Consider the following 12,240-nt stretch of genomic DNA (forward strand, 5'->3'; position numbering starts at 1 on the left):
GCTCTACATTCACGCTTTTTTGCAGCATAAGCAGAGGCGGCGCCCAACGCTTGGCGCGTTTTTTTCAGACATCTGAATTATGTGGCACAAGCGTCTGAAATCGGGATGAGTTAGTAATGGTTCTTATGTTGTTAACGGTGCTGAGTGTAAGGAGTAACAAAATGGATTTAAAACTGACAGGTAAAGTGGCTCTGGTAACCGGAGCGCGAACCGGGATTGGTTTCAGTATTTGTGAAGAGCTGGCTGCAAATGGTGTGCATGTCGTTATGGTTTCCAGACAAGAACCAGAACTTATCCTGGCGGCGAAAAAGATCGCCGATAAGTATGGTGTTTCGGCGCTGCCGGTTGCCGGGGATGTGACCGATCCCGGCCTGCCCTCGCGGGTCGTTGAACAAGCGGAAAAGGGTTTTGGGCACGTTGATCTGCTGGTGAATAATGCCGGAAAAGCCCATGCAGGCACGCTGTTAACCACCACCGAAGAGGACTGGCAGTTAATGACCGAGACCAAATTCTCCGCCATGCGACGCTTTTGCAAAGCTGTGTTACCCGGGATGCAAAGACGAAACTGGGGGCGAATTGTCACTATTTCCTCTATTGGCGGCATCTACCCAAACCCGCAACTTACCGTCTCACATGCACTGAGCGCCGCTATCAACAACCTGACCCGAAGCCTTGCTCTGAGCGTGGCGGCGGATGGCATTCTGGTTAATGCGATTGGCGTGGGTGCTGTCGCGACGGATAACTGGGCGCAGAATATGCTGCCGAATGTCCGCCATCGCCGCCCTGAACTGGCTGATAAAACTGACGACTACGTCATGGCATTACTGGGAAAAGAGAAAACGCCGGTAGGCCGCTTTGGGCTGCCTGAAGATATCGCGGCAATTGCCGCCTTTCTGCTCTCCGAAAGGAATCAGTTTGTTACCGGGCAGACCATTGAAGCATCAGGTGGCGCAGACAGATTTATGTGAATATTCCCCCTCAAAAGAAGATGTGAGAGGGGTTAATCTGAACCCGCTGATCAGCATGCCTGGGCCAGCGGAATAAACAGCGCTGACGCCCATTGCCAGGGCAATAATCCCGTGCGCCTTGTGCAGAAGGAGGATTCCTGGCTGCGGGAGAGCCGGTGACAGCAAGAGCGGCTTGCCATCACAGTCGATGTCATATGCAGGCGTGCCGATGAACTGAACGAAGCGTCACCGGCCGCGCGGAGACTGCGGTTATGTTCGCGGCAGCAGGCCATCCTGTTTATCAGGATACCGGGGGATTAACCTCCCCCTTGTTTAAGGGCCGCGTTGCCTCTATCCATAAACTCACGGACCTGAAACCCGGCGCGTTAAAGCCCGGTGCCTTCAACCAGTACAAACGTTCCGCTGGCAGCCCCTGAACGTAGTGATCTTGCGGCCTGGTATTCCGGACTTTCATAAAAGCGTTTAGCTTCCGCAAAAGAATCGAACTCAAAAACGACATGCCGTTCATGCGACTCTCCTTCAAGGTTTTCGTACTGCCCGGACCAGGCAATGATCTTCGGATCGAAATTCTGCATGGCCGCCGCCGCCGCTCTGGCATATTCAGCGTAGGCAACGGGGTCTGAAACGGTCACATGGGCGATGAGATAACCTTTATTCATGGGTTTTATCCTTCGTTAGCGGCTGGATATGCCAGCGTAAGTACATAGACAGGTGAGAACGTAAAAGCCTTTTCAGGGGATGATTGATCTTCAATGCATCCAGACAGCGTTGTGCGATTACGCGGTGTGAAAGCAGTCTATTAAGTATTAACATGGCCATAAATAGCGGAAAAAATAACGTACTGTTACCCAAAAGGTGAACAATGAAAAATCTGGAGCCACTGATCATTTTTGCGCGCGTGGCGGAAATGAAGAGTTTTACGCAGGCAGCCGAAAGTCTGGGCATCCAGAAAGGACGCGCTTCACTGGTGGTCCGTGAACTCGAGCAGGAAATTGGCGCTACGCTACTGCACCGGACAACGCGGACGGTACAGTTAACTGAAGACGGGCGGGTTTTTTATTCGCGCGCCCGCGACTTTCTCTCGGAGGCTGAGGAACTGAAATCCATGTTCTCTCACGGCGATCAGTCATTAAGAGGGAGGATTCGCGTTGATATGCCAGCGGTACTGGCACAAAGCGTGGTGATCCCTGCTCTGCCACAGCTGCTGGAAGCACATCCTGAACTGGAAATTGAACTTTCGAGTACTGACCGCCGTGTCGATCTGGTTCAGGAAGGGTTTGACTGCGTTGTGCGCCTCGGCCCCGTTGTTGATGAAACGCTTATTGCACGGCCATTGGGGCATCTGCGCATGATCAACGCAGCCAGTCCGCGCTATCTTGATCGCTTCGGTGTTCCGCAGACGATTGATGATCTTCTCAGCCAGGGACACAGGATGGTTCACTATATGCGCAACTTTGGTTCGAAACCTGACGGATGGGAATATCCGGCAGGCGATGGTTACCACTCAGTGATGTTACCAGGCACCATAAGAGTCAACAGCGTACCGGCTTATCATGAGGCGGGGCTGGCGGGGTTAGGTTTAATTCAGGGAGGCTATTCCTCACTTTTACCCCATATCAAAAGTGGCGCACTGGTTGAAGTGTTGCCCCAGTTTCGCCCCGCGCCGCTTACTGCGTTTTTTGTTGTCGCGCACCGGCGCAACTTGTCGCAGCGTGTAAGAGCGTTTATGAACTGGACCGAAGAAATGTTAAAACCTTACTTTGACTGATACCGGTATTCATAATTGGTTGTTATTGCCCTTCCCCGTCGCAGCCCGGTTAAAACTCGCCGGGCGTTGTCCCCATCACTGAACGGAACGCCGCAGAAAACGCCGCCGGGCATGAGAAACCGAGCTGGTAGGCGATCTGTTTCACGGGGATGTTATCAGCGAGGAGATCTAAGGATGCGTATATTCTGGCTCGCTGTTTCCATGTCCGGAAGCTGAACCCGGTGTCCCGTAAAAACTGGCGAGAAAAAGTCCGTTCCGACATGTTCGCTATGTCAGCCAGGTCAATCAGTGACGCGCTCCAGCGATGACTGAACACCAGCTCTCTTGCGGCACGAAATAAACGCGCATCACGCGGCATAGGAAGTTCCGCGCCCCCGGAGGGGGTCTCGCTGAGGATTTCCAGCAGTAAAAGCGCCATTTTTCGCTTTATCGGCGCGTTATATTCACCCGTAAAAAGGCCGTTTATGAGTTCTTTCACCAGTGGCGTCGCGCTAATGGTATGAACCTGGCTGTTCCTGCTGAAGTTTGTACAGGCCGCAATCAGGCTACTGCTGACATAGACCGCCCGTAATTCCGTATCTGACAGAACGCTATAAGAGTGAACCATAAACGGGGGGATCCAGAGGGCGCGTTGAGGGGGAATAACCCACTGTCTGTCAGCGGCTTCAACCAGCATTACCCCTCTGGTAGCAAATAATAGCTGCCCTTCAAGATGGTAATGCGGGGGATCAACCTCTCCACGGCGGTAAGAAATGGCCGTGCCTGACCAACCCGTCGCTTCATTATGTCTTGGCGTTTTATCAATGCTGACTGGCATTTCAGATGAGAACCTCTTGTTTACCATGACCTGGCTGATCTTACCCGCGCGATAATGTTGGCGGGTAACGTGCGCTTAATTAACTTTATGACCCGTATTACAGGAGCATACATCTGTGCGAGTACATTTCATTGTTCATGAACGTTTCGAAGCGCCCGGCGCTTACGAAATCTGGGCGACGCGTCGCGGCCATCAGATCACCTTTTCCCGCGTTTATGCCGGTCAAAAACTTCCCGCAGATGCACGGGACATCGATCTGCTGGTGGTCATGGGCGGCCCCCAGGATCCCTCCGTCAGTGTGGAAGAGTGCGCGCATTTTGACTCTCACGCTGAGCAGGCGCTGATTGCCTCGGCGGTGAACACAGGTAAAGCCGTTATCGGTGTCTGCCTGGGCGCTCAACTGATTGGCGAAGCATTGGGCGCCCCTTTTGCTCACAGTCCGGAAAAAGAGATTGGCACGTTTCCCATTTTTATGACTGAGAAGGGAGCGATGAACGAGATGTTCTCTCACTTCGGCAATACCCTTAACGTAGGTCACTGGCATAACGATATGCCAGGGCTTACGCCTGAGGCGGAAATTATCGCCTGGAGCGAGGGATGTCCACGCCAGATCGTCGCGTATTCTGATCGGGTTTACGGGTTTCAGTGCCATATGGAACTGACACCGGAGGTCGTCGAATTGTTGATTGCTCATTCCGAAAACGATTTACGCCGGGCCGCTGAATATCGTTTCGTTCAGTCAGCAGACGAACTACGGGCGACGGATTACAGCGAAATGAACAGAAACTTATTCATCTTTCTCGACAAACTTGCGTCACGTTACGCCCAGTCAAACGCATGACGACATTCACCTCAACGGAACCGGCTCCTGATGTTAATGAACATCTGGCGTTATTTTTGCGTTGAGAAAAGCCCCCGGCTACCACTGTATCCGGGGGCTTAGCGACAAATTTACAGACCCAGTTCCGACAACCCCGGATGATCATCCGGACGACGTCCCAGCGGCCAGTGGAATTTGCGTTCACTTTCTTTGATAGGCATGTCATTGATACAGGCGAAGCGGCGTTTCATCAGGCCATCGGCTTCAAATTCCCAGTTTTCGTTGCCGTAAGAGCGGAACCAGTTGCCTGAGTCATCACGCCATTCGTAAGCGTACCGGACCGCGATACGGTTGCCGTCAAACGCCCATAACTCTTTAATGAGACGATACTCAAGTTCCTTTTTCCATTTACGGGCCAGGAATGCTTTGGCCTCTTCACGATTATTGGCAAACTCGGCGCGGTTACGCCATTTGGTATCCAGTGAGTACGCCAGTGAAACTTTTTCAGCATCGCGGCTGTTCCAGCCATCTTCAGCGAGACGCACTTTTTCAATCGCTGACTCGCGAGTGAACGGCGGAAGTGGCGGGCGGGTTTGCGTTTCGGACATGGTGAAGCCTCCTGTAAATTCGGATATATGAGTAGAAATCATTTTTTGATACGCAGGCGTTATGAAGAGGCCTGTTCCAGCAAGATTTTCGCCACGTCTTTTGCGCTATCGGCGGCGCTGCAATCGCCCATTACGTACGACATGGTGATAGCGCCCTCCAGCAGAATCAGTAGCTGTCTGGCCAGCGCGACAGGTTGCCCGATATTTAATTGCTCAGTGAGTTCGAGCGTGTAATCCAGCAATTTTTGTTTATGCAGCTTTGCTATCTGGCGAACGGGATCGTCAGGGTCCCCCACTTCTCCGGCTGTGTTGATAAATGCACAACCACGAAAGCCTTCTGATTCAAACCAGCCCCTGAGGACAGTGAACATATTCAAAATGCGATCCTGAGGGGTATCGCCTTTATCAGATTCGGTTCTGAACCAGTGCATCCAGCGTTCATCACGCTCATTCAACGCGGCGGCTGCCACGTCATCCTTGGTCGCGAAATAGCGATAAATACTTTTCCTTGCTACGCCTGAGGTCTTGACCAGAAGGTCCATGCCGGTGGCATGAATACCGTTTTGATAGATCAATTGCTCTGCGGTAGACAGGATTTTTTCTCGGGTATCGGTCGTTTTCTTGTTCATGCGATAAAGGTAGAACGATCGTTCTACCTCGTCAACCCTTTTTTCAGAAAGAACTTTCGAAAAAGAAAAAAGCCGTCCGTGAGTGATAACGAACCGCTAGCTTTTTTTAAAACGCGGATGAGCTGGAGGTGCAATCTACGGGCACGAAGACGTCGAACGCGTCGGATTGAAAGCCTGGCATAAGTGGGAAGCGGATATTAATCGTGCGTTTTATCATTCCCGGGAATCATCTTCAACGGACTGTTTTCTCTGTTTAACTGGCAGAAATTCCCGCGCTGAATGTCCTACCTTCTTACTCAGTATTTGTCTCTTTTATTTATGTCATGAATGGCTAATATCACAACGTCAGAGCAGACGTGCCGGTTCAAATTCGTCGTAATGGCGCTTTATGACATCGGAATAATAAACAGAGAGTGACTCAACAATTTCAAAAGGAGAGATAGGTATGAAGCGTCCAAACTGGTTTCAGGTTTCTGCTGAAGGTGGAAAGGCTATCGGAGCGCTCCATCATTACGCTACTACCGGGACAAATTTACCCGCTGATCTTATTCACTTAATTTTTTTAAGCGTTTCACAGATTAACGGTTGTGCGCACTGCATTGATATACATACTCGCGACCTTATCAAGGCTGGTATGTCCATCGAAAAGATAGTCCTGGTGCCTGTCTGGCGCGAAGCGACCTATTTATTCTCGGAAAAAGAGCAAGCGGCGCTCGCATGGGCAGAAGAAATTACCCGTATCAGTGAAACACACGCTTGCGATAAAGCCTATTCCGCCGCGCTTTCTGTATTCGGTGAAAAAGATCTGGTTGAACTGACCATTGTTATTGCCACTATGAATGCCATTAATCGTATGGGCATCAGTTTTCGCATGAAGCCGCTCGCTAAAGCCTGAAATGCGGTGCTGGCGAAGCGAGGTTATACATAATCTTCTGAATTTTATGCTGAAATAATTATCGGGGGATGCACCTCTTTAAAGATAAAACACCCCTCATACTGATTTTTGGGTGTGACGGTTTCACGTTCGAAAGCATGATGCCAGGCAGTGCTGACATCCGGTATTTGTTGCGCTGTAAGCAAAGTGTATGCCGCCGCACCGGATAAAAGTTCGACCGAGAGTGGATCGGTAATTTGAAAATTAAATAGCGTTAAATCATTGTGTAAAGCACTACCGCGTTGGGCAAGCTGAGCAATAGAATGACTTTGCAAGGGAAATGCATCCTCAAAATATTCTCGGACGGATTTTAACTGTAATTCTGCCTTCTCAAGGCTACCGCGCCGTTTTATATGAAGATTGTGAAGCATAATTAACATCCGGTGTTCTGGATACGCTGAAGTGAAGTTGATCAAATTTTCAGCCATGCGGAAGTCACGCCATGCAAAAAAGTGTCTTCCCGATCGGGCCCTGAAATATTCATCCCTTTCTCGTTGTTGAATGGGTTGCCATTCCGGGGGGAAGGCAGTTACAGGTCGACGAGGAATAGCGTCAATTCCAAGGCAAGGAATTTGCCGCGATATAGCCCATATCAGTAAATTTAAGGTTTCCTGGGTACGTAATATCCTGGGGAAGTTTTGAAGTCGGCAAATGGCAGATTCATTATATTGATGCGAAAATAACATCCCTTTACTATCCGCTTCAAAAATTAATACAGCCGAATTTTTAAAATAGCGCTCCGCTATATCCTTTCTTAATTGAGTATATTCCGACACACCATGTATGGATTCGCCCAGAAAAATAAAACGCTTGTCGCGAAAAAGCGGTTGCTCTTTAAGAACATAATCCGTAGATCTACGCATCAGAATTATGGCCGCAAGTGATAATTACATGCTATTACATTAACGTTATACGGCGACTACGGACAAGTGATTTGCAGCCACTGAAGCATCTCTACTTTACATAAACGGCCTTTAGTGAACGGTGGCCGTTCTGTTTAGCATCAGCGGACTCAGCCCCGACAACTAAGGTCTTCGCGCGTTGGCCCCTGAAAGTAGATGCTACTGATATGGCAACTGCGCGGTTGAGTCAGTACAAAACGAATCGTTTCCCAGATCGATCGCCCAGTCAGTAAACGTTCCCCCATTGCGGAGTGATTGTCGACAACCGTATCTAAAGCGCTAAGTTCAAAATCCGGTGGGTACAGCCCGGTTACGCGTATATTTTCTTCAGATAACTGCTGTGACAGTTTCGTTGTAAACCCGCTAAGCCCATGCTTACTGGCAAAAAAAGCGGGATGCGCAATTGAATCCGTAAAATGCGGGATCGCGCATGAAGATATAATGGAGACGATATCAGCACTGTCTGAACGTCTTAATCCAGGCAGCAATGCCTGCGTCAGTAAAATCGACCCCGTAAGTCCTGAACTGATGGTAGTGATAATTTCTGTGTCAGGCTGATCGTCTAACGTCCCTGACAACCACTGAGCAGCATTGAGAATTAAAATGTCGATGGGCTTGTCTGAAGTTAATAACGGTGAAGAAAACGAAGAAAGGGACTCAGGCCGGGTTAAATCACAGATATACCCTTTTGCAATGCCGCCTTCGGCAGTAATGATGCTGCAGGTTTTTTGCATATCATCAGCCCGCCGCGCGCAAAAATTCACCTCGACGCCCTCTCGCGCCAGCCACACGCACAGCGCCCGGCCAAATCCCCCGCCGCCACCGGTAATAACCGCTCTCTTACCTCTCAGCATCTTCATGCCTCCTTTTCTTAATGGATATGTGTGATGGAGATATACATGAGGAGACTGAATGACATCTTTCCGTTAGTGCCATTTTTAATAAATAAACGGCGCGACAAACTGGTGAAGAGAACAAGGGGATTAGCGACTTTCGCCTCTGGCACAAGGCCGCCCACGAAAATATCATCGGACGGCGATTTGCCCGAAGTTGTAATTTGGGTTCAGGTAGTCCTGTATTTACAACTTGACGGTATAGCGGACAAAATTATCCAGCACGGCAAGCTTATCATACAGTGCCCGGGCCGGATTGGACTCTCTGGTAACCCAATAGACTTTCGACCATGACTTCGTCCGGGCTTCCTCACATATCGCCTCAATCAGCGCTTTTCCCGCGCCAAGGCCGCGCATAGTTTCATCAACAAAAAGATCTTCAAGGTAACAATGAGGCTGTGTTACCCATGTTCCCTCATGCAACACGCACATCGCAAAACCAACCACGCCCTGTTCAGCTTCCGCAAGCCGGCAGATGACATCAGAGTCTGGAGACAGCACCCGACGCCAGGTCGATGAGGTAACGTCATCGCTCAGCGTACTGCCAGAAAATTGCAAATATCCGTTCCAGAGCCTTAACCATGCATCGTAATCCTTAGCGTTAGCTTCACGTACCTTAAACGACATGTCATATACCTTGATGAGTAAGTGTTAATTCCATAATAACAAAGCTGATTTTGGGCCCAGGCGCTGCTTCCAGGCTTAAAAGTCCCGGATCGCTAATATCCGTTTCTGCCACGAAGCGGGCAGCGCCGGAAGAGATGATATGCGCTCTGCGTGAAAAACGGGAGTTCGCCGTTTATCCCACCGTTGCTGGCGCATGTTAATCATTGAGGAGTATCAGTAATCATTCGGGGTGTTCCGGGCGAGCTTGCCGGCCGCGAACCATCCAGTTGGCGATGGGATAATGTGGATGGAGTGAGCTGGTTGATACGCTTTATGCAGGCGCTTTACCTGACGTATAACATCCGTGACGTATATTTTTGTACGACTGGGCTTAAGTGCCCAATGATAAAAAACGTTTCGGCGATTCTGGCAACCTCCCCCAGCAGGAAGTCTATGATATGCACACAGATAAAAAATTTCGGTTATATCGCCCCCTGAAAGGCATTACGCATACTTTTGGCGACGAGTGGTTTGCGTTGAAAGCAGAAGCGTTCGCTCGTTTTTTCGGTACGCCGATATTTCTGATTGGACAGACTATCGTTGTGATCGTGTGGATTATTCTGAACGTGGCTGGTGTCGTGAAGTTTGATCCCTATCCTTTTATTCTCCTCAATCTTGCGTTCAGCATTCAGGCTGCTTATGCCGCGCCGCTGATCCTGCTGGCGCAAACCCGGCAGGCGGAGCGAGATCAGGCTCATGCGCTGGCGGATGCACAACACCGCGAAGATCTGGACGACGCAATGACGAAACGCCAGATCCTCGCCGAGGAGCAGTCGGCACAACTGCTGGAATTGCTAAAACAAAATACTCAGTTGACCGAAATGACCCGGGAAATGGCCGAGCGTATCGAAACAATCACCTTACAGCTTGCACAGCGTGAGCTTCACAAACAGCAGCAGTAAATATCTCGTGGTGACTGGTGCCACCGTGAGATCTGCTGGCAGACATCGGGCGTTATGGCAGCGATGCGCTCTCTTCTCCAGTATCACGAAAATGCCCCGCCAAGCCTGCTCCCTGAGCAGGCATGACAGGCCGTACTTAGCGAGGAGCGGATATTCGGCGACTTTTTGTCGTTACGAAAATACTGCATATTGCACAATCCACTTTCATTATTTGGATATTGGAAAATTTACGTACTGTTTCTTCCCGTATGAAGATAGATACACTCACTCTTAATAATTTCGTTCGCTACCAGGAAGATTCCTGGCCTATGCACTTGATTAATTTATAGAAAAATCTTAGGCTACCGGAAAAACATTATTCATTATTGGTGACCAAAGGCTAAAAATGAAAAAAACAACTCCAGAATATACAACTGTCGACTTATCTCGTTGGGCAAGGAAGGAGCATTTTGAGGCATTTCAGACCTTTGCTCAGTGTACATTTAGTCAAACTGTACAATTAGATATTACCGCGTTGTTAAAACATATAAAGGCGGTTGGCTGGAAAATTTATCCTACTTTAATTTTCCTCATTGCTAAAATAGTAAACAAGCATACAGAATTTCGTATGGCTATAAAAGACAATGAGCTTGTCATCTGGAATGATATTCACCCATGCTATACGATTTTCCATGATGAAACAGAGACTTTTTCGTCATTATGGAGTCACTACGATGGCAATATTCATCACTTCCTGGATATTTATTCCGAAGACGTCGCACGCTATGGCAATAACCTCTCCTATCTGCCTAAAGAAGAGTCTCGGGAAAACGTATTTTTCGTATCTGCAAATCCCTGGGTAAGTTTTACTGGTTTTAATATTAATATTGCAAACATGCAGAACTTTTTCGCCCCCATGTTCACGATTGGAAAATATTACCAACAAGGTGAAAAAGTACTGTTACCTCTCGCCGTCCAGGTACATCATGCCGTTTGCGATGGTTTTCATGTATCAAGACTAATCAATGAGTTACAAACCATGTGCGATGACTTATTGCGACATTCAGGGGAACCCGAAGCGTAATGCGCCAGAATACGGGTAAATATCCTTTTACCTGGGGCATACAGCACGACGTCGGCGCTAAAGCTGAAACGGAGAGAGCTTTGGCATCTTTGAATTATCCTTTTGACTCTTTATTATTCCTTGCAAGCGCAAGCAACTCTTCGATATTCTTTTTGTCTTCCTGCTTAAAATAAACGTCAAAATCATGAGTATTATCCTCTTTCCAGGATAAAATGGCATGGTTAAGAATATCGAGATAAATCACTTTCTCCTCATCAGGTAACTCGGGGATTTTCTCATGAATGATGGCTATTTTTTTACTATCAATCCAGCTAAAATCACATAAACAATCGTTTAATGCATCCCAGTTGAATCCAAAATATCCGGGAAACCACAGCAAATAATAAAAGCTTTTGAGTAATTCCGAACTCAGTCGTATTTCAGGATCTATTCGCGCGCAAAAAACCTGAGAAATATCTAAAGATGGGTATTTTTCATAGAATTTAAAAGACATTAAATTTTATCCTTTACTTCCTGGAGGGAAGGCTTACGGCCCACTATATCCCGGATCTCACTATCTTAACCCATAATCATTAATTTCAGCGATAGAATATGAGTATCCGTTCCTGGAACCAAGATCCTCTATTTAATCGCGTGATGGTTTCCAACGTACGTTTCAGGCACCAGGCAGCCAGCCATGAGCAGGCATCTCCGCTCATCACCAGAAGCGGAGGTTCGCAGTAGTTCCCCTCCTGACGAAGGTATTACGCAATTTGCGGTGTGTTAATCACTGTGGCGCAAGTCATACAATCCGGGGCACTTCACGGTAGTGCTGAGTGAGACGCGGGTGTCGTGCTAGCACGTTTTATCGCCGCCAGCCCAGCGCTTAATATCACTTATCTTTGGTGAGCGGATGCCCGCGCTCAGGAGGTTCTTGGTGGTGTAAAGGCTGATCTGCGTGTTATCGCCATTCCGGCTTTCGATCTCAATTAACGTGTTATTAATCAATAATCTTGTGAAAGGAGCTTTTGATTGATCTCCCCTTTTTTGCGCTCAACGTCAAACTCGCTTAATACGATAACCGGATTTCCTGAATATGCCTCATATTCGAGGCACTGCCTTGCCATGTGCCTGATGATTCGATAGGTATCAGAAGCCGCGTTGCTTATGAAACTGCCGTCAAAAGAGGACTGGCTGCTTTTAAGTTCGCTGACGGTTATGGCGCACCCACTGAGTGCGAGGGAACACAACAGGCCTGCCAGGGCAACGTATTTCACTTTTAACTCCATGG

The 12,240-nt window shown here is 48.6% G+C and carries 14 protein-coding genes and 1 pseudogene; 6 read left to right on the forward strand and 9 right to left on the reverse strand.

Annotation, left to right across the window (positions count from 1 at the left end):
- The first annotated feature begins 161 nt into the window (after positions 1-161).
- Entirely contained in the window at positions 162-968 is an 807-nt protein-coding gene (locus RT644_RS09900; RefSeq protein ID WP_313626493.1) for an SDR family NAD(P)-dependent oxidoreductase, read from the forward strand.
- Between the two features lie 365 nt (positions 969-1,333).
- Here the strand turns inward: RT644_RS09900 and RT644_RS09905 are convergent, their stop codons facing one another.
- Positions 1,334-1,627 carry a DUF1330 domain-containing protein gene (locus RT644_RS09905; protein ID WP_020457383.1) on the reverse strand — a complete coding sequence of 98 codons (294 nt, stop codon included), beginning with the start codon at positions 1,625-1,627 and terminating at the stop codon, positions 1,334-1,336.
- Positions 1,628-1,830: 203 nt separating this feature from the next.
- On the opposite strand from RT644_RS09905, the gene RT644_RS09910 reads away from it, so the two are divergent.
- Positions 1,831-2,736, forward strand: a complete 906-nt coding sequence (locus RT644_RS09910) for a LysR family transcriptional regulator (RefSeq protein ID WP_020457382.1) — start codon at positions 1,831-1,833, stop codon at positions 2,734-2,736.
- 49 nt (positions 2,737-2,785) lie between these two features.
- On the opposite strand, the gene RT644_RS09915 is transcribed toward RT644_RS09910, so the two are convergent.
- Positions 2,786-3,553 carry an AraC family transcriptional regulator gene (locus RT644_RS09915; RefSeq protein ID WP_269231262.1) on the reverse strand — a complete coding sequence of 256 codons (768 nt, stop codon included), beginning with the start codon at positions 3,551-3,553 and terminating at the stop codon, positions 2,786-2,788.
- A gap of 115 nt (positions 3,554-3,668) precedes the next feature.
- On the opposite strand from RT644_RS09915, the gene RT644_RS09920 reads away from it, so the two are divergent.
- Complete coding sequence (locus RT644_RS09920) at positions 3,669-4,394, forward strand: type 1 glutamine amidotransferase (protein WP_313626495.1); 726 nt, start codon at positions 3,669-3,671, stop codon at positions 4,392-4,394.
- Positions 4,395-4,504: 110 nt separating this feature from the next.
- Here RT644_RS09920 and RT644_RS09925 read toward each other — a convergent pair whose 3' ends face one another.
- Both RT644_RS09925 and RT644_RS09930 read right to left on the reverse strand, forming a co-directional pair.
- On the reverse strand, positions 4,505-4,981 hold the full coding sequence (locus RT644_RS09925) for a DUF1348 family protein (protein ID WP_017456351.1): 477 nt from the start codon (positions 4,979-4,981) through the stop codon (positions 4,505-4,507).
- 59 nt (positions 4,982-5,040) lie between these two features.
- Positions 5,041-5,610, reverse strand: a complete 570-nt coding sequence (locus tag RT644_RS09930) for a TetR/AcrR family transcriptional regulator (RefSeq protein ID WP_020457379.1) — start codon at positions 5,608-5,610, stop codon at positions 5,041-5,043.
- 445 nt (positions 5,611-6,055) lie between these two features.
- On the opposite strand from RT644_RS09930, the gene RT644_RS09935 reads away from it, so the two are divergent.
- Positions 6,056-6,505 (forward strand): carboxymuconolactone decarboxylase family protein, encoded by a 450-nt coding sequence (locus RT644_RS09935; protein WP_045506980.1) that lies wholly within the window; start codon positions 6,056-6,058, stop codon positions 6,503-6,505.
- 44 nt (positions 6,506-6,549) lie between these two features.
- Here the strand turns inward: RT644_RS09935 and RT644_RS09940 are convergent, their stop codons facing one another.
- The 3 genes from RT644_RS09940 to RT644_RS09950 form a co-directional block, all read right to left on the reverse strand.
- Positions 6,550-7,407 (reverse strand): hypothetical protein, encoded by an 858-nt coding sequence (locus RT644_RS09940; RefSeq protein ID WP_313626496.1) that lies wholly within the window; start codon positions 7,405-7,407, stop codon positions 6,550-6,552.
- Between the two features lie 149 nt (positions 7,408-7,556).
- Complete coding sequence (locus RT644_RS09945) at positions 7,557-8,300, reverse strand: SDR family oxidoreductase (protein ID WP_313626497.1); 744 nt, start codon at positions 8,298-8,300, stop codon at positions 7,557-7,559.
- A gap of 225 nt (positions 8,301-8,525) precedes the next feature.
- Positions 8,526-8,966 (reverse strand): GNAT family N-acetyltransferase, encoded by a 441-nt coding sequence (locus RT644_RS09950; RefSeq protein WP_045506974.1) that lies wholly within the window; start codon positions 8,964-8,966, stop codon positions 8,526-8,528.
- Positions 8,967-9,403: 437 nt separating this feature from the next.
- On the opposite strand from RT644_RS09950, the gene RT644_RS09955 reads away from it, so the two are divergent.
- Together RT644_RS09955 and catA are read left to right on the forward strand one after the other, a co-directional pair.
- A complete protein-coding gene (locus RT644_RS09955; RefSeq protein ID WP_097407517.1) occupies positions 9,404-9,907 on the forward strand; it encodes a DUF1003 domain-containing protein in 504 nt (167 codons plus the stop codon).
- 385 nt (positions 9,908-10,292) lie between these two features.
- Entirely contained in the window at positions 10,293-10,970 is a 678-nt protein-coding gene (gene catA, locus RT644_RS09960) for a type A chloramphenicol O-acetyltransferase (protein ID WP_313626500.1), read from the forward strand.
- A gap of 94 nt (positions 10,971-11,064) precedes the next feature.
- Here the strand turns inward: catA and RT644_RS09965 are convergent, their stop codons facing one another.
- Positions 11,065-11,463, reverse strand: a complete 399-nt coding sequence (locus RT644_RS09965) for a barstar family protein (protein ID WP_313626501.1) — start codon at positions 11,461-11,463, stop codon at positions 11,065-11,067.
- A 341-nt stretch (positions 11,464-11,804) separates the two neighbouring features.
- A pseudogene (locus tag RT644_RS23630) lies at positions 11,805-12,238 on the reverse strand (hypothetical protein).
- Positions 12,239-12,240: the final 2 nt, after the last annotated feature.

The organism is Kosakonia sp. (assembly GCF_032104925.1).
Lineage (GTDB): Bacteria > Pseudomonadota > Gammaproteobacteria > Enterobacterales > Enterobacteriaceae > Kosakonia.